Origin of the sequence: Comamonas sp. lk, assembly GCF_900564145.1 — a bacterium.
Lineage (GTDB): Bacteria > Pseudomonadota > Gammaproteobacteria > Burkholderiales > Burkholderiaceae_C > Comamonas.
On sequence record NZ_UOOB01000001.1, the window covers coordinates 1691886 to 1708592 of the forward strand.

Here is a 16707-nt window from a genome sequence, read left to right on the forward strand (position 1 = left end):
TTCGACAAAACAGGAGGAGACATGTCGACAATCGTCATGAGTGGTTGCGCAACCGGTATCGGTGCGGCCACACGCAAATTGCTGGAAGCTGAAGGTCGCCGTGTGATCGGCATCGATATCCGCGATGCCGAAGTCATCGCCGATCTGTCCACGCCCGAGGGGCGCCAGCAGGCCATACGCCATGCGCTGGAGCTGACCGGCGGCGCACTCGATGGTCTGGTGCTATGCGCCGGCCTGGGCCCGCAAACCCAGCCGGTGGGCAAGGTGGTGTCCGTCAATTACTTTGGCGCGGTCGAGTTGCTCGACGCTTTTTTGCCGGCTCTGCAAAAAGGCAGCAAGCCGGCGGCGGTGGTGATTTCCTCGGTAGCCTCGGCCCATCTGCCCTGGGACAAGAACCCGCTGGCAGCGGCGCTGGAAGCCGGCGAGGAAGCCAAGGCCCAGGCCATTGTGGTGGGCGCTGGCGAAGCCGGCGGCAACCTGGCTTATGCCGGCACCAAGAATGCGCTCACCGTTGCAGTGCGCAAGCGCACCGATGTCTGGGGCAAGGCGGGCGTGCGCCTCAATACTGTGGCCCCTGGCGCAACCGATACGCCTTTGCTGCAAGCCGGCCTGCAGGACCCGCGCTATGGCGAATCCATTGCCAAGTTCATCCCGCCCATGGGTCGCCGCGCCGAGCCTGCGGAGATGGCTTCCGTGGTCGGCTTTCTGATGAGCGATGCGGCCAGCTATGTGCACGGTGCCCAGCTGTGCGTGGATGGTGGCATAGATGCACTGATGCGTCCCACCCAGTTCTGAGTGCCGGCCATGAATACGCTGGAGCATATGCAGGAGGTGGTGCGCCGCTATGTGGCGGCGCTCAACGCTGCGGATCTGGACGCTATCGTGGCCTTGTACGCCGAAGAGGCCGTGGTGGAAGATCCTGTGGGCTCGCCGCCCAAGCAGGGTCTTGCGGCCATTCGTGCGTTTTATGCCGAGTCTTTGAAGCTGGCGCTGGTGGTGGAATTGCAGGGCGAAATTCGCGTCACGCAGAACGAGGCCGCATTTGCCTTTACCGTGAGTTTTGAATACCAGGGACGCAAGACCACGATTGCGCCCATCGATCACTTTGTCTTCGATGCACAAGGCAAGGTGATCAGCATGCGTGCGCTGTTCGGCAAGCCCAATATCCACGCGGCGTAAATCAAAAAAAGCACTCCCGGCGCAGCAGGTGCTGCAGCGGGAGTGCTTTTTTATGCTCCTTGTTTAAGAGCGTGAAGCGCTGATTGCAAAAAGATTTCGAGATTGAATGGCTTCAAAGCGCTTTCTGAATCGGCGCAAGCAGATGCATATTTGAGAGCGATCTCAGCGTCCCTCGAACACCGGTTTGCGCTTTTCGATAAAGGCGTTCATGCCTTCCTTCTGATCCTGGGTGGCAAACAGCAGCTGGTTGGCCTTGCGCTCCAGCATGAGGGCGGTGTCCAGCGAGGCATCCATGCCTGCAATCACCACTTCCTTGATCTGCTCCACGGCCAGCGGCGGCATGGCGGCAATCAGCTGGGCCATTTTGAGGGCCTCGCTTTGCACCTGATCGTCCTCACAGACTAGGCTGACCAGACCCATCGCATAAGCCTCGTCTGCGCTAACCGGTTTGCCGGTCAGCAGGATGCGCATGGCCTGGAACTTGCCGACGGCCCGCACGAGGCGCTGGGTGCCGCCTATGCCCGGCATGATGCCGATGCGGATTTCAGGCTGGGCAAAGCTGGCGCCCTTGCCGGCAATGATGATGTCGCAGTGCATGGCCAGCTCCGCTCCGCCGCCGAACGCATAGCCGCAGACAGCGGCAATGATGGGCTTGGGACAATTCTCTATCGGTGCCCAGACGCGCTCGGTATGGCGCTTCATGATCTCTATGGGGCCGCAGTCATCCATGCTTTTGATATCGCCGCCCGCTGCAAAAACCTTGTCGCCGCCGGTGAGCACGATGCAGCGCACGCTGGCGTCCGTGCCCAGCTGTTGAAACGCTTGCGACAGCGCCGCCTGCAGCGAAAGACTGAGCGCATTGGTGGCCTGGGGGCGGTTCAGGCGCAGCACCACCACACCCGCTTCCAGGCGCTGCACTTCCAGCTCCTGGACGGCCGGGCCAGTGTTCGAGATTGACATAAGGCTTACCTCTAGACGTTGACTGGTATGCATCGTCGTTTTCCCGAGGTCGCCAAACATCGTCCTTTTGGACGTATCTGCTGCAGAGGCTGAAACCTAAATTGTCAGCCATGGACACGAATAACGAATTTCAATCTCGCGTGGTGCTGGTAACCGGGGGGACCAAGGGCATAGGCAAGGGCATTGCCCAGGCCTTCCTCAAGGCCGGCGCCACGGTAGTCGTCTGCGGCCGCCAGCAACCCGAAGACCTGCCGAGCTGCGAAGGCCGCTCGGCCGAGTTCATCGCCTGCGATGTGCGTGAAGCCCAGGCCGTCAAGGAGCTGGTGACCCAGGTGCATGAACGCCACGGTCGCCTCGATGTGCTGATCAACAACGCAGGCGGTGCGCCCGCCGTGGATGCCGCCACCGTCTCGCCGCGCTTTCACGAAGGCGTGCTGCGCCTGAATCTTTTCTCCACCCTGCATGCCTCGCAGGCGGCCAATGCCGTGATGCAGCAGCAAGAGAGCGGCGGCGTCATCGTCTGCATAGGCAGCATCAGCGCGCTGCGCCCCTCGCCGGGTACGGCCGCCTACGGCGCGGCCAAGGCGGCGGTGCTCAGCCTGGTGAGCTCCCTGGCCGTGGAATGGGCACCCAAGGTGCGCGTGGTGGCCGTGAGCCCGGGCCTGGTGCGCACCGAGCAGTCGCATCTGCACTTTGGCGATGACGACGGGATTGCCAAAGTGGCGCAAACCATTCCCGCCGGCCGCCTGGCCGAACCCGAAGACATCGCTCAGGCCTGCCTGTATGTGGCATCGCCGCGCGCAGCCTATATGAGCGGCACGAATTTGCTGCTGCACGGCGGCGGCGAGCGTCCTGCCTTCATGGGCGCAGCCAATGCCGAGTCCAACACCAAAACCCACTAAATTTCAAAGGAGACAATCTTGACCGATCAAGACTGGATGACAGAAGTCCGCGCATTTGTGGGCAAGCAGTACGGGCGTGTTCACGCTTGGGACCGGGTCAACAGCCCCATGATTCGCCAGTGGTGCGAGCTGATGGGCGTGAGCATGAAGACCAATGCCGAAGGCAAGGTCATCGCTCCTCCGGCCATGCTCCAGGTCTGGTGCATGGAAGGTCCGGTGCAGAACAACTATCCACCGGGCTCCACCACCGAGAACCCCTATGAGGTGCTCAAGCTGCTGGAGGCCAAGGGCTTTTCCTCCACCGTGGCCGTGAACTCCGAACTCACGTTTGTCCGCGATGTGGTCGAAGGTGAAGACCTTTGCTACACCACGCGCCTGGAAAGCATCAGCGAAGAAAAGACCACGGCACTGGGCACGGGCTATTTCGTGACGCTGATCATGGACTACGTCTCTCTAGCCGCCAAAAAAGGCGACGATGAGAAGGTGGGCCAACTGCTGTTCCGCGTCTTCAAGTTCCGCCCCGCAAACGTACATGCGGCTGCACCGGCTGTCGAGCAAGCGCCGGCACCCAAAGCCAAGCGCCCCGCACCGGGCCTGAGCGATGACAACCGCTTCTTCTGGGAAGGCGCCAAGCAGGGCAAGCTGATGATTCAGCGCTGCAAGAGCTGTGGCGATCTGCACCACCCTCCAGGCCCCGTCTGCCCCCAATGCCATTCCTTCGACTGGGATGCGGTCGAGGCCAGCGGCAAGGGCACGATCTATTCCTTTGTGGTCATGCACTACCCCGAAGTGCCTCCCTTCGATCATCCCAATCCCATTGGACTGATTGAGCTGGAAGAGGGTACGCGCCTGATTGCGCAGCTGGTCGGCGTCAAGCCCGGCGATGTGCAGATTGGCCAGAAGGTACAGGTCGAGTTCAACACCTTTGACGGTGATCTGACTCTGCCCCAGTTCCGCCTGGTGGCCTGAGCGCAAAGGAGCCCACTCATGGACTTTAGCCTCAGTGAAGATCAGCGTGCATTCGCCGACATGGCCCAAAGCCTGTTTGCCGACTTTTGCACGGACGAAAAACTGCGCGAGCACGACACTTCGGGCCAGCCTTTCATGCAGCAGCTGTGGCAGCAATGCGTGGCAGCGGGCTTGCACAGCATCGTGGTGCCAGAGTCTGCCGGCGGCCTGGGCCTGGGCATGACCGAATTGCTGGCGGTGCTGGAGCAGCAGGGCAAGGCCCTGGCCCAGGTGCCGCTGTGGCAGCAGCAGGTGGCGGTGGCAGCGATGGCCCAGTTTGCCGCTCATGCTGAGGGTGTGGATGGCGTGGTGCAGGCGGCCATGGACGGCGGCCTGATTGCCGTCTCGCTGGAGAGCGTGGTGGCCAGCCGTGGCGCGCCCTTGATGCTCAAGGGCCACAAGCTCAACGGCAGCCTGCATGCCGTGGCCCTGGGCGCACAAGCCGACGTGGCCCTGGTGGCCGCAGGCGGCGAGGACGGACGCAACCAGCTGGTGCTGGTCAGTCTGAAAGCCGCCGGTGTCGAGCGCATACCGGGCATGCGCGAGGACTACTGCGCCGTGGCCGACCTGCACTTTGCCAGCACTCCGGTGCTGGCGGTGCTGAGCGGCAATGCGCTGGAATGGGTCAGCGAGAGGGCGATTGCCAGCCTGGCCAGCCTGCAGCAGGGCGCTACTCAGGAGCAGCTGCGCCGCACCGTGGAATACGTGACGGAGCGCCAGCAGTTTGGCCGTCCCATAGGCACGTTCCAGCTGGTGCAAGGCCAGATGGCCGATGGCTACATCCTGGCCCAGGCCCAGCGCACGGCGCTGTACCAGCTGGTGTGGCGCCTGGACCAGAGCTTGCCTTGTGCGCCGCAGGCGCACTGCGTGCGTGCGCAATCGAACGAGCTGGGCCTGAAGGTCAGCCGCGTGGCACAGCACGTGCACGGCGGCATGGGCGTGGACGTGACCTACCCCATGCACCGCTTCATGTTCTGGGGCCGTGCCCTGGCGGTGGAGCTGGGCAGTGCCGAACATCACCTCGAAGCGCTGGGCCAATGGCTGGCGGACAACGACAACCTGGGCTGGAAGTACGACCTTCCCGAAGACCGCTAAAAGGATCAAAGATCATGGAAAACCAACAACCCAGCTTCGAATCGGTCAAGACCGGCGACGAACTTCAACCCATGACCGTTCCCATCACCGTGCCCTTGATCGCCGGTGGTGCGATTTCCACGCGTGATTATTTTCCCGGTCACCACGACCGTGATGCCGCGCGTGAACTGGGCTCGCCTCATGTCTTCATGAACATCCTGACCACCAACGGCCTGGTGCAGGCCTTTGTGGAAGGCTGGGCCGGACCCAAGGCACGTCTGATGGATCTGAAGATCCGCCTGGGCGCGCCCAACTATCCCGGCGACAGCATGAAGTTCACCGGCTCGGTGACCGAAAAGAACGATGCAACGCGCAGCGTTTTGGTCACGCTCAAGGGCAGCAACTCCATGGGTGCCCACGTCAGCGGCACCGTTCAGATCGCCCTGCCATAAAACGATTCGGAGACAAGCCTGTGACTGATATGAACATTTCCGGACGTGCCGCGATTGCGGGTCTGGGTGCAACAGAATTTTCCAAGAACTCCGGTCGTACCGAGCTGCGCCTGGCCATGGAAGCCACCCTGGCCGCCCTGGCCGACGCCGGCATCGATCCCAAGGAGGTCGACGGCTTCTCGTCGTATTCCGTGGACAAGGTGCCCGAGTACGAAATTGCCCGCCTGCTGGGCGCGCGCAACGTGAACTTTTTCTCGCAAGTGCCCCACGGCGGCGGCGCTGCCTGCGGCCCCGTGCTGCATGCGGCCATGGCCGTGGCTACCGGCGTGGCCAAGACCGTGGTGGTGTATCGCGCCATGAACGAGCGCAGCTGGTACCGCTTTGGTACCGGTAGCTACGGTTTCGGTAGCGCACCGTTCTTCGATAACGTGAACTATGGCTGGTACATGCCCCATGGCTTTCACACGCCTGCATCGTGGGTGGGCATGTTTGCCCGCCGCTACATGCACACTTTTGGCGCGACCAGCGAAGACTTCGGCCGCGTGGCGGTGGCCGTGCGCGACTTCGCCGCCACCAACCCCGCCGCGTTTTTCTATGGAAAGCCCATCACGCTGGAAGAGCACCAGGCCAGCCGCTGGATCTGCGAGCCCCTGCACCTGCTGGACTGCTGCCAGGAGTCCGACGGCGCGGTGGCCATGGTCATCACCTCCAGCGAGCGTGCCCGCGATCTCAAGGCCAAGCCGGTGTTCATCAAGGCCGCAGCCCAGGGTATCTCGGCAGGCCAGCAATCGATGACCTCGTTCTTCCGCGAAGACATCACCGGATTGCCCGAAATGGGCCATGTAGCCAAGCAACTGTGGGAGCAAAGCCGTCTGACGCCCAAGGACGTGCAAAGCGCCGTGCTCTACGACCACTTCTCGCCTTTTGTGCTGCCTCAGCTGGAGGAGTTCGGTTTCGTCAAGCGCGGCGAGGCCAAGGACTTCATCCGTGCGGGCGAGCATGCACGCGGCGGTTCCCTGCCCATCAACACCCATGGCGGCCAGCTGGGTGAAGCCTATATCCACGGCATGAACGGCATTGCCGAAGCCGTGCGTCAGATTCGCGGCAGCTCGGTCAACCAGGTCAAGGACGTGCACAACATGGTGGTGACGGCCGGTACCGGCGTGCCCACCAGCGGCCTGATTCTGGGCGATGAAGCCTGATGAAAGGGGAGTGATCCATGTTGATTGACTTGACCCCCGAGCAGCACGCGCTGCGTCTCAAGTGCCGTGACTACTTTCAGGCCTTGATGACTCCCGAGCTCAAGGCCCGCATGCGCGGTGCCGAGGGCGGCGACGAGTACCGTGACCTGATCCGCAAGATGGGCCGCGACGGCTGGCTGGCCATTGGCTGGCCCAAGGAATACGGCGGCCAGGGCCTGTCGGCCACCGAGCAGCTGATCTTCTTTGAAGAAGCCAACATCGCCGGCGCGCCATTGCCTTTCGTGACCATCAGCACCGTCGGCCCCGCGCTGATGGAGCATGGCACGGAGGAGCAAAAGCAGGAATTCCTGCCCGGCATGGCCAGCGGCGACATCATTTTCGCCATCGGCTATTCCGAGCCCGGTGCCGGTTCCGACCTGGCCATGCTCAAGACCCAGGCCCAGCTGCAGGGCGATCTGCAGAGCGGCCACTTTGTGGTCAACGGGCAAAAGCTGTGGACTTCGGGCATCGAGTCTGCCGACTATGTGTGGCTGGGCGCGCGTACCAGCCAGGAGCTGGCACGCCACAAAGGCATCTCCATCATGGTGGTCGATACCAAGGCCGAAGGCTTCTCGCATACGCTGATCGAAACCGTGGGCAACTACACGGCGGCCACCTATTTCGACAATGTGCATGTGCCGGCCAGCCGCCTGATCGGCAATCTGCACGGCGGCTGGAAGTTGATCACGGCCCAGCTCAACCATGAGCGCCTGGGTCTGGGTGCCTGGTCCGACAAGGTGTTTGCGCCTTTCACCAAGGTGCTGCAGTGGGCCAAGGCCAAGGACGAAAACGGCCGCCGCGCCGTGGATCTGCCCTGGGTGCGCCGCTCTCTGGCCGAGTGCTATGTCCGCATGGAAGCCATGCGGCTGATGAACTTCCGCATCGCTGCCGATCTGGAAGCCAATGCCATGGAAGTGGGCCTGGCCTCCACCACCAAGGTCTATGGCTCCGAGGGCGTGGTGGAAATCCTGCACCGTCTGATGGAGATCGTGGGCAGCAGCTCTCTGGTGCGTGGCGGCTCGGCCGCTGCCTATCTGATGGGCGAGCTGGAGTACGAGCTGCGCGCTGCGCCCATCAACACCTTTGGCGGCGGCACCAACGAGATTCAGCGTGAGCTGATTGCTCAGTTTGGCTTGGGCATGCCACGTCCGCAGCGCTGAGCGCACAGACGACAACAACGATAACAAGGACCAGCAGGAGACAAGTGATGAGCGCTTCGACAGCCATCTCGCGCGAGCTGACCCAGCAAAAGCTGGATCGCCGCGCACCCATTGCCAGCAAGTACATGGCGGCAACGCCCTACACCACGGCAGACCGTCTGCAGGAGTGCGCCCGTGACTTCGGCGAGCGCACCTTTCTGATGGAAGGCGATGTGCGTTATACCTACGCGCAATTCAACCAGCGGGCCAACCAGGTGGCGCGCGCTTTGCGCGAGCAGGGCGTGAAGATGGGCGACGTGGTGGCGATGTCCATCGAAAATCGCTCGGCCTTTTTCTTTGCCTGGTTCGGTCTGGCCAAGCTGGGGGCCGTGGCGGCTTTCATCAACACCCATGTGACGGGCAAGCCCCTGCTGCATGCGCTGGAAGTGACCCAGGCCGCCTATGTCATCGTGGGTGAGGAATGTGCGGCGCGGTTTGCCGAGACCGAGGGCCTGAACACCGCTCTGACCTATTTGCACTGGCCCGATGCCGACCGTCCGGCCCCACCGGAGGTGCTGACACAGTTTGGTGCCGATCTGCAAGCCTTGAGCAGCGGACAGGACGGCAGCGAAGTGCCTGCCCAATGGCGCGCCGGTCTGCAAGCCGGTGACACGGCGCAGTACATCTTCACCTCGGGCACCACCGGTCTGCCCAAGGCCGCCGTCATCAGCCACGCCCGCTGGCTGATGGCAGGTGACTCCATGCAGCTGCTGTGGGAGATTTCGCCCGAAGATTGTTTCTACGTTTTTTTGCCGCTCTATCACGGTGCGGCCTCGATGTCGGCCACCTCCACGGCCATGAGTGCCGGTGCCAGCGTGGTGGTGCGCCGCAAGTTCAGTCGCAGCGAGTTCTGGAACGATGTGCGCCGTTACGGCATCACCTCCTGCCAGTACGTGGGCGAGATCTGCCGCTTCTTGCTCAGCGCTCCGGCCCAGGCCGACGACAAGCAGCACACGTTGCGCAAAATGTCGGGCACGGGCCTGACGCCCGAGATCTGGGCGCAGTGGATGGGCCGATTTGGTGACCAGTTCCGCATTTTTGAGAGCTGGGGTGGTACAGAATCCAACACCAATACCGTCAATCTGGACAATCGCGTGGGCTCTTGTGGTCGTGTGCCGTTCTGGGAGAAAACCAATCTGCGCCTGGTGCGTTACGACCAGGACAAGGGTGAGTACATCCGTGACGAAAACGGTTATCTGCAACTGGCCGGCGTGAACGAGCCCGGCGAAGCCATAGGCATGGTCATTCAGCACCCCGGCGTGGTGGCTGGCCGCTTTGAGGGCTATACCAGCGCGGAAGCCTCCGAAAAGAAACTGATCCGCAATGTGTTCGAGCCGGGCGATGTCTGGTGGACTTCGGGCGATCTGCTGCGTTGCGACGAGGAAGGTTATTGTTGGTTTGTGGATCGTATCGGCGACACCTTCCGCTGGAAGAGCGAGAACGTCTCCACCATGGAAGTAGGCGATGCGCTGGGCGATTTCACCGGCCTGGATGCCATCACCGTCTATGGCGTGCAAGTGCCAGGCCACGAAGGCCGTGCCGGCATGGCTGCCCTGGTGTTCAATGGCGAGGCAGGCTTTGACCCCGCCGCTTTCTGGGAAGTGGCTACCAGCCGCCTGCCGCGCTATGCTGCGCCATTGTTTTTGCGCCTCATGGACACACCGGACATGACGGGTAATTACAAGCTGCGCAAGGTGGACCTGCAAAAACAGGGCTTTGACCTCCAGCAGATCAAGGACCCGCTGTTCGTACGCGACGACAGACTCAAAACCTATTTGCCGCTGACGCCGGAAGCCGTGCAAGGAGCTTTGCGTGGATAACGCAGCCGCCGCTGTGCGCGCACGGGCCAAGCCCGCGACCGAGCTGCGCTATGCATTCGAGCCCCCCAAGCCCGATGGCAGCTATGTGGAAGTAGCACCGGGCCTGCTGTGGTTTCGCATGCCCATGCCCATGACGCTGGATCACATCAATGTCTATCTGCTGCGCGATGGCGAAGGCTGGGCCGTGGTGGATACGGGCCTGGGCATTCCCAAGACGCATGAGCTGTGGGAGCACATCTTTGGCACGGTGCTTGCGGGCCAGCCCATGACCCGGCTGATCTGCACCCATTGCCACTACGACCACGCGGGCAGTGCCGCCTGGTTGCAGCAGCGCTTTGATGTGCCGCTGCTGATGACCTATGGCGAGTACATGATGCTGCGCTCGCTGATGGCACCGCCGCCAGACCCGCTGCCCGTCTCTCATATGGACTTTTACCGCCGGGCCGGCCTGAATGACGAGCAGATTGAGCGCATGTTCGCCGCCATGCGCAAGGATCCCTTCATGCCCCAGCCGCCGGTGTCTTACCAGCGCATACGCCCCGGCGAAGTGCTGCGCATAGGCGAGCGCGATTGGATGGTGGTGCTGGGTGAGGGGCATTCGCCGGAACATGCCTGCCTGTACAGCGAGCAGGACAAGATACTGATTGCCGGTGATCAGCTGCTGCCGCGGATCACTTCCAATGTGATGGTGTCGCCCATCGAGCCCGAGGGCGACCCGCTCAAGCATTGGATAGAGTCCATGCACCGCCTGCGCACTCTGGACAACGCCGCTCTGGTGCTGCCTTCGCACCAAGGGGTGTACTACGGCGTACATGAGCGCGTGGATCAGGTGCTGGAGCACCATGAAATGCAGTTCGAGCTGCTGCGCTCGCATTTGCACGAACATGGCAAGGCAACGGCGATTGAGCTGATGGCCGTGTTGTTTCCTCGTCTGCGCAGCGCCATGGACCAGCTGATGGCCCTGGGCGAGACGCTGGCGCATTTGAATTTTCTGCGGCATGCAGTTGGTCTGCGCCGTGAACGAGCGGCTGGCCAGCCCGATTATTTCTCGGTGGCCGGTTGATAAGGAGTTGTCATGGTTGAACTAGACACATTCAAACAGGAAGTCGGCCAGTGGCTTGACGAGAACTGCCCGGCCAGCATGCGCCGCCCCATTGTTGCGGAAGAAATGGTGTGGGGCAGCTCCCAGCTGCAATTCATCAGCGAGGACCAGAAGCTCTGGTTCGAGCGCATGCGCGATCGCGGCTGGTTTGCGCCTTCGTGGCCCAAGGAATACGGCGGCGGCGGTCTGTCGCCCAAGGAAGCGCGCATTCTGGAAGTGGAAATGGCCAAGCGCGGCTGCCGCCAGCCCCAGTACAACCTGGGCGTGTGGATGCTGGGTCCGGTGCTGGTGGAAGTCGGCACGCACGAGCAAAAGCTCGAGCACCTGCTGCCCATGATGCGTGGCCAGCAGCGTTGGTGCCAGGGCTTCTCCGAGCCCAATGCGGGATCGGACCTGGCCAGCCTCAAGACTTCGGCGCGCCGCGTATCGGACGAGCAGGGCGAGGCCTATATCGTCAACGGCGGCAAGATCTGGACTTCTGACGGCGACAAGGGCGACTGGATGTATGCCCTGGTGCGCACCGACAGCCATGTCAAAAAGCAGGAGGGCATCAGCTTTTTGTTGATCGACATGAAGAGCCCCGGCGTGACCGTCAAGCCCATCGAGCTGATCAGCGGCAAGTCCAGTTTTTGCCAGGTGTTCTTCGACGATGTGCGCGTACCGGTTCGCCAGCTGGTGGGCAAGGAAGGCGAAGGCTGGACGCTGGGCAAGAAGCTGCTGCAGCACGAGCGTGCCGCCATGTCCAAGTTCACCGAAGGCGGTGCGCCCTCGCACGATGTGCTCAAGACCGCGTTGCCTTATATGGTCGATGAGCAGGGCAGGATCAACGAGCCCGTGCTGCGCGACAAGCTGGCCGCCGTGCTCATGGAAGCCCAGGCTTTTGCGCTGACGCACCGTCGCGTGACGGAAAAAGCGCTGGCCCGCAAAGATGTTTCCGGCCCGTCCAGCATCATGAAACTGGTGCAGACCGAGCAGGAAGTCGTCAAATACGAGTTGCTGGAGCAAGCCCTTGGCCTGCGCGGCCTGGGCTGGGAAGGCGAGGACTTCTCTGCCGAGGAGCTGGATGTTTGCCGTGCCTGGCTGCGTTCCAAAAGCTACACCATTGCCGGTGGCAGCTCCGAGGTGCAGCTGAACATCATTGCCAAGCGTGTGCTGGAGCTTCCGGGCTGAGCATCAGCCTTCAAGCGTACGCATCGATTACAAGAAATGGAGACAACCACATGACCATGCTTTTGTCGCAGGAGCAGGAGTTGCTCAAAGACAGCGCGGTGGCTTTTCTGGCCGATCAGACCGGCGTAGCTCAGCAGCGCAAGCTGCGTGACGACAAGGCCCCTCTGGGTTTTGATCCCGCCGTCTGGCAGCAGATGGTGGAAATGGGCTGGCCGATTGCGGTGCTGCCCGAAGAGCACGACGGACTGGCCGCAGGCTATCTGGGAATGGGCGGCGTGTTCGAAGCCATAGGTCGCAATCTGTCTGCCCAGCCTTTGCTGAGCCAGGCAATCGTGGCCCCGGAGCTGCTGATTCGTGCCGGCTCCAAGGCTCAGCAGGCGCAGTGGCTACCTTTGCTGGCCCAGGGTGATGCCAGGATAGCTCTGGCCCTGGACGAAAAATCCGGCAAGCACCTGGCAGGCATGAGCACCCAGGCCCGCCAGACCAGCACCGGCTGGGAGCTGTGCGGCGAGAAGTATTTTGTGCTGGACGGGGTGGGAGCCGACGCATTCATCGTGGCTGCGGCTTCCGAAACCGGAGCCCCGGGTCTGTGGCTGGTGCCTGCAGATGCGGCCGGCGTGACGGTGCAAGCTCAAGCCATGATAGATAGCCGCAACAGCGCCAAGGTGGTGTTCGCTCAGGTGGCGTTGACGGCCGACATGGCACTGGTGGCCACACCTGCCGCACAGGCCCTGGATGCGGCGCTTGACCGCGCTCGCGCCTGCCTGGCTGCGGAGGCCCTGGGCTTGTTGCGCGAGGTGTTCGAGCGCACGATGGCCTACCTCAAGGAGCGTGTGCAGTTTGATGTGGTCATCGGCTCCTTTCAGGCGCTGCAGCACCGCGCAGCACGGCTTTATGTCGAGCTGGAGCTGCTGGAAAGCTGCGTGCTTGCGGCGCTTGAAGCGATTGATGCGGGCAAGGAAGCCGAGATTGCCTTGCACGCCAGCCTGGCCAAGGCCAAGGCTTCGGATCTGTGCGAGAAACTGTGCAACGAGGCCGTGCAGATGCACGGCGGCATTGGCGTGACGGATGAGCTCGAGCTGGGTCTGTTCTTCAAGCGTGCGCGTGTGCTGCAGCACACTTTTGGTGATGCAGGCTTTCATCGCAACCGCTTTGCCCAGCTGAAAGGATTTTGATATGACGCAGCAGACTATTGCCGGCGAGTCCATAGAAGACAAGCTCAAGGCCGTGCGCGCCCAGCTGACCTCGGCTGGTGCTCCCTTTGAAGTGCAGACTACGGCCTTGCCGGACGGGCGCCTGATCGGAGCCTATCGCAATGCCTTCACCTATCTGCCCGAACTCATCAATGCCGGTCGTGCCCATGGTGCTGCCGAATTCATGGTGTATGGCGAAGAGCGCTGGAGCTTTGACCGTTTCTTTGCCGCGGTGGATGCCCTGGCCAGCCGCTTGCAAAAGCAGCAAGGCCTGAAAGCGGGCGAACGCGTGGCGATTGCCATGCGCAACCGTCCGGAGTGGCCGATTGCCTTTGCTGCCGTGGCCTTGCTGGGCGCCGTGCCCGTACCGCTGAACAGCTTCGGCCTGACCAGCGAGCTGATGTCCAATATCGAGGACACCACACCGTCCTGGCTGATCTGCGACGCGGATCGTTTTGAGCGCGTGCGCGAGAGCTTGAAGGGCAGCGCCGTCAAGGTGCTGGTGGTAGATGAGGTGGTGGCAGGCCTGGACTGGAATGCGCTGCTGGCCCCTGGCCATGATGGCTTTGATGCACCAACGCTGAACCAGGACGACACGGCTCTGATTCTGTTCACCTCGGGGGCTACCAGCCGTGCCAAGGGGGTGGAGTCCACACATCGCGCCGTGTGTCAGTCCATCTTCAATATCGACTTTATCGGTGCAGTGGCCGCCATGACTTCGCCTGAGGCCATTGCCACCATCATGGCCAAGCGTTTGCAGCCGACCACGCTGTCTGCCGTTCCGCTGTTCCATGTGAGCGGTCTGCATGCGCAAATGCTGGCGTCTTTGCGCCACGGCCGCCGCCTGATCTTCATGTACCGCTGGGATCCGCTGCTGGCCATGGACGTGATCCGCAAGGAAAAAGTCACCCAGTTCAATGGCGCACCCAGCATGGTGCAGCAGCTCATCAGCCTGCCCGGCTTTGCCGATGCCGAGAACTCCGGCAATCTGTCAGGCGTAGGTTTTGGCGGTGGCTCCCTGCATCCACGTCTGATCGATGAGGTGCTGGGCAAGTTCAGCGGCCGCATGTCGGGCATTGGCTTTGGCCTGACCGAGTCCAACGGTGTATGTGCCGGCAGCTCCGGTCGCATGTTCGAAGCCCATCCACGAGCGGCAGGCATGCTGTCGCCCATCATCGAGGTGCGTATTGCTGATCTGGATGGTTCCGCGCTGCCGGTAGGTGAGGCGGGCGAGATCTGGCTCAAGGGCGTGACCCTCATGCAAGGTTATTGGGGCGAGCAGGAGGTGACCGCCAAGGCCATGCATGAGGGCTGGTTCCGTACCGGGGATATTGGAGTGGTGGATGCCGACGGCTTTCTGACCATCGTGGACCGCATCAAGGACGTGATCAACCGCAGCGGAGAAAAAATTGCCGCCGCCGAGGTGGAGGCCTGCCTGCTGCAGCATGAGCTTCTGGAGGAGGTTGCCGTGTTTTCCATGCCGCACGAGGTGACGGGAGAACAAGTGGTGGCCGTCGTGGTCTCAAAGCCCCAGGCGCAGCTGACGGAAGAGACTTTGCGGGCGTTTGTGGCGCAGCGTCTGGCGGGCTACAAGGTGCCCAGCAAGATCGTGGTGCGCAGCGATCCGCTGCCGCGCAATCCTGCAGGAAAGATGTTGAAGGCGGCGATCCGCAAGGAGTGCGCACACCTGCTGGTTCCCGCCTAGAAACGCGCCAATGAATGCCAAGGGCGATGCAGTGATGCATCGCCCTTTTTTCATTCCGAATCTCCCTGTTTACCCTGGGCCGCACCGCGTCGATACCGGGCTTGCGGCCGCTTGCCTATGGAGTGGATTGGGGCTTGTTTTGACAGGGTCTGTCAGTAGTCTCAACAGACGATGGGAAAAAAGTCTGTAACGGCGAGTATGCGACTGCCGAGAGTGGCGCAGACCTTGTTTTTGGATGGTTCCGGCTAGAAGAGTTTTATCACCACCAAAGAACAAGACCTATAACCTAGGAGACATAGATGATGAGTGTAATGACCAAGACTCCGCTGGCTCTGACCGTGGGCTTGATCCTGGCTGGTTCGGCATTGGCGAAAGTGCCGGCCAGCGAAGCGGAGCAACTGGGCAAGGATTTGACCTGTGTGGGCGCCGTCAAGGCCGCCAACAAAGAGGGCACGATTCCTGAATTTACGGGCAAGTGGGCAGGCGCACCGGCCGGTGTGGCCCATGCGCAATCCAGCGGCAAGCATCCGGTGGACATCTATGCCGATGAAAAGCCGCTGTATGTGATCACCGCCGAAAACGTGGAGAAGTACGGCGACAAGCTCAGCCCTGGCCAGAAGGCCATGTTCCAGAAGTACCCCAAGACCATGCAGTTGCCGGTGTACAAGGGGCACCGCGACTTCCGCTACACCGATGAGGTGTGCGCGGTGGTCAAGAAAAATGCCGTGGAGTCCGAAGTGACCGACAACGGCCTGGGAGTCAAAGGCCATCTGGGTGCCATCAACTTCCCCATCCCCAAAAGCGGCATAGAAGTTATCTGGAACAACCTGCTGCCCACGCGCGCCTACAACGAAAAAATCATTCGTGACATGGGCCGCGTGCTGTCCGATGGCTCCGTCACTTACGGCCGGATGGAGAACTGGAATCTGGATATGGTCAACCGGCCAGACAACCTGGGCAAGCCGGTTGAAGGCCCCATGGCTTACTCCATGACCAAGGGCATGTTGCCAGAGCGCGAAAAAGGCGGTGTGACCAATTCGGTGGAGCCCACCAATTTCGGCAAGGACAAGCGCCTAGCCTGGAGCTATGACCCAGGTACCCGTCGTGTGCGCCAGGTGCCTGAGTACGGCTTCGACCAGCCCATGACGGGCACCGGCGGCAAGCTGACCATTGACTCCGACCGTTTGTTCAACGGATCGCCCGAGCGCTACAACTGGAAGCTGATTGGCAAGAAGGAGATGTACATCCCCGCAAATGCCTACAAGATCCATCAGGCCACGGTGAAGTACGCCGATCTGCTCAAGCAGAACCACGCCAATCCCGACTTCATGCGCTATGAGCTGCGCCGCGTCTGGGCGGTGGAAGGCACGCTCAAGGACGGCTATCGCCACCTCTATGGCAAGCGTGTGCTGTTTGTGGATGAGGACACCGGTCAGGCCGTCGCTTCCGACATTTATGACGCCCGTGGCCAGCTGTGGCAGCACGCCCTCATCAACACCTACTACTCCTTCGATATCAAGGCCTGGCATGCCGGCACTTCGTTCTATTACGACCTGAATTCCGGTTCCTACATGGCCTACAACCTGTTCCAGGAGCGACCACTGGGCCCGATTCTGAACAAGGGTGACCTGACGCCCAATATGTTCACGCCTGAAGCCGCACGCAACGCAGGCACCTAAGTTTTATCAAAGAGCGACTCACC

General features: G+C 61.7%; 15 protein-coding genes. 14 read left to right on the forward strand and 1 reads right to left on the reverse strand.

The window, feature by feature from the left end:
• The first annotated feature begins 21 nt into the window (after nt 1–21).
• Together EAO39_RS07610 and EAO39_RS07615 are read left to right on the forward strand one after the other, a co-directional pair.
• On the forward strand, nt 22–795 hold the full coding sequence (locus EAO39_RS07610; RefSeq protein WP_120966866.1) for an SDR family oxidoreductase: 774 nt from the start codon (nt 22–24) through the stop codon (nt 793–795).
• A gap of 9 nt (nt 796–804) precedes the next feature.
• On the forward strand, nt 805–1179 hold the full coding sequence (locus EAO39_RS07615) for a nuclear transport factor 2 family protein (RefSeq protein ID WP_240466920.1): 375 nt from the start codon (nt 805–807) through the stop codon (nt 1177–1179).
• Nucleotides 1180–1341: 162 nt separating this feature from the next.
• Here the strand turns inward: EAO39_RS07615 and EAO39_RS07620 are convergent, their stop codons facing one another.
• Entirely contained in the window at nt 1342–2139 is a 798-nt protein-coding gene (locus EAO39_RS07620) for an enoyl-CoA hydratase (protein ID WP_162989497.1), read from the reverse strand.
• 110 nt (nt 2140–2249) lie between these two features.
• Between EAO39_RS07620 and EAO39_RS07625 the strand changes: the two genes are divergently transcribed.
• The 12 genes from EAO39_RS07625 (at nt 2250) to EAO39_RS07680 (ending at nt 16684) form a co-directional block, all read left to right on the forward strand.
• Complete coding sequence (locus EAO39_RS07625; RefSeq protein ID WP_120966868.1) at nt 2250–3041, forward strand: SDR family oxidoreductase; 792 nt, start codon at nt 2250–2252, stop codon at nt 3039–3041.
• A gap of 18 nt (nt 3042–3059) precedes the next feature.
• A complete protein-coding gene (locus tag EAO39_RS07630; protein ID WP_120966869.1) occupies nt 3060–4010 on the forward strand; it encodes a Zn-ribbon domain-containing OB-fold protein in 951 nt (316 codons plus the stop codon).
• A gap of 18 nt (nt 4011–4028) precedes the next feature.
• Nucleotides 4029–5144 carry an acyl-CoA dehydrogenase family protein gene (locus EAO39_RS07635; RefSeq protein ID WP_120966870.1) on the forward strand — a complete coding sequence of 372 codons (1116 nt, stop codon included), beginning with the start codon at nt 4029–4031 and terminating at the stop codon, nt 5142–5144.
• Nucleotides 5145–5158: 14 nt separating this feature from the next.
• The gene (locus EAO39_RS07640) at nt 5159–5575 is read left to right on the forward strand and encodes a MaoC family dehydratase (protein WP_120966871.1); all 417 of its coding nucleotides are present in this window, start codon (nt 5159–5161) and stop codon (nt 5573–5575) included.
• A gap of 29 nt (nt 5576–5604) precedes the next feature.
• Nucleotides 5605–6777, forward strand: a complete 1173-nt coding sequence (locus tag EAO39_RS07645) for a lipid-transfer protein (RefSeq protein WP_120966872.1) — start codon at nt 5605–5607, stop codon at nt 6775–6777.
• 17 nt (nt 6778–6794) lie between these two features.
• Nucleotides 6795–7976, forward strand: coding sequence for an acyl-CoA dehydrogenase family protein (locus tag EAO39_RS07650; RefSeq protein WP_120966873.1), 1182 nt, complete (start codon nt 6795–6797; stop codon nt 7974–7976).
• A gap of 47 nt (nt 7977–8023) precedes the next feature.
• Nucleotides 8024–9835: a long-chain-acyl-CoA synthetase gene (locus tag EAO39_RS07655; protein ID WP_120966874.1), complete on the forward strand. Its 1812-nt coding sequence runs from the start codon at nt 8024–8026 to the stop codon at nt 9833–9835.
• On the forward strand, nt 9828–10898 hold the full coding sequence (locus EAO39_RS07660) for an MBL fold metallo-hydrolase (RefSeq protein WP_120966875.1): 1071 nt from the start codon (nt 9828–9830) through the stop codon (nt 10896–10898). Before EAO39_RS07655 ends, EAO39_RS07660 begins: the two co-directional genes overlap by 8 nt.
• 12 nt (nt 10899–10910) lie before the next feature.
• A complete protein-coding gene (locus EAO39_RS07665) occupies nt 10911–12107 on the forward strand; it encodes an acyl-CoA dehydrogenase family protein (RefSeq protein ID WP_120966876.1) in 1197 nt (398 codons plus the stop codon).
• Between the two features lie 50 nt (nt 12108–12157).
• Nucleotides 12158–13282, forward strand: a complete 1125-nt coding sequence (locus tag EAO39_RS07670) for an acyl-CoA dehydrogenase family protein (RefSeq protein WP_120966877.1) — start codon at nt 12158–12160, stop codon at nt 13280–13282.
• Nucleotide 13283: 1 nt separating this feature from the next.
• Nucleotides 13284–15005, forward strand: coding sequence for a class I adenylate-forming enzyme family protein (locus EAO39_RS07675; protein ID WP_120966878.1), 1722 nt, complete (start codon nt 13284–13286; stop codon nt 15003–15005).
• Nucleotides 15006–15304: 299 nt separating this feature from the next.
• Nucleotides 15305–16684, forward strand: coding sequence for a DUF1329 domain-containing protein (locus tag EAO39_RS07680; protein ID WP_120966879.1), 1380 nt, complete (start codon nt 15305–15307; stop codon nt 16682–16684).
• Nucleotides 16685–16707: the final 23 nt, after the last annotated feature.

Coding starts and splice junctions, on each gene's coding strand:
- EAO39_RS07610 (WP_120966866.1), top strand. CDS start 22: ATGTCGACAATCGTCATGAGTGGTTGCGCAACCGGTATCGGTGCGGCC.
- EAO39_RS07615 (WP_240466920.1), top strand. CDS start 805: ATGAATACGCTGGAGCATATGCAGGAGGTGGTGCGCCGCTATGTGGCG.
- EAO39_RS07620 (WP_162989497.1), bottom strand. CDS start 2,139: ATGTCAATCTCGAACACTGGCCCGGCCGTCCAGGAGCTGGAAGTGCAG.
- EAO39_RS07625 (WP_120966868.1), top strand. CDS start 2,250: ATGGACACGAATAACGAATTTCAATCTCGCGTGGTGCTGGTAACCGGG.
- EAO39_RS07635 (WP_120966870.1), top strand. CDS start 4,029: ATGGACTTTAGCCTCAGTGAAGATCAGCGTGCATTCGCCGACATGGCC.
- EAO39_RS07640 (WP_120966871.1), top strand. CDS start 5,159: ATGGAAAACCAACAACCCAGCTTCGAATCGGTCAAGACCGGCGACGAA.
- EAO39_RS07645 (WP_120966872.1), top strand. CDS start 5,605: ATGAACATTTCCGGACGTGCCGCGATTGCGGGTCTGGGTGCAACAGAA.
- EAO39_RS07650 (WP_120966873.1), top strand. CDS start 6,795: ATGTTGATTGACTTGACCCCCGAGCAGCACGCGCTGCGTCTCAAGTGC.
- EAO39_RS07655 (WP_120966874.1), top strand. CDS start 8,024: ATGAGCGCTTCGACAGCCATCTCGCGCGAGCTGACCCAGCAAAAGCTG.
- EAO39_RS07665 (WP_120966876.1), top strand. CDS start 10,911: ATGGTTGAACTAGACACATTCAAACAGGAAGTCGGCCAGTGGCTTGAC.
- EAO39_RS07670 (WP_120966877.1), top strand. CDS start 12,158: ATGACCATGCTTTTGTCGCAGGAGCAGGAGTTGCTCAAAGACAGCGCG.
- EAO39_RS07675 (WP_120966878.1), top strand. CDS start 13,284: ATGACGCAGCAGACTATTGCCGGCGAGTCCATAGAAGACAAGCTCAAG.
- EAO39_RS07680 (WP_120966879.1), top strand. CDS start 15,305: ATGATGAGTGTAATGACCAAGACTCCGCTGGCTCTGACCGTGGGCTTG.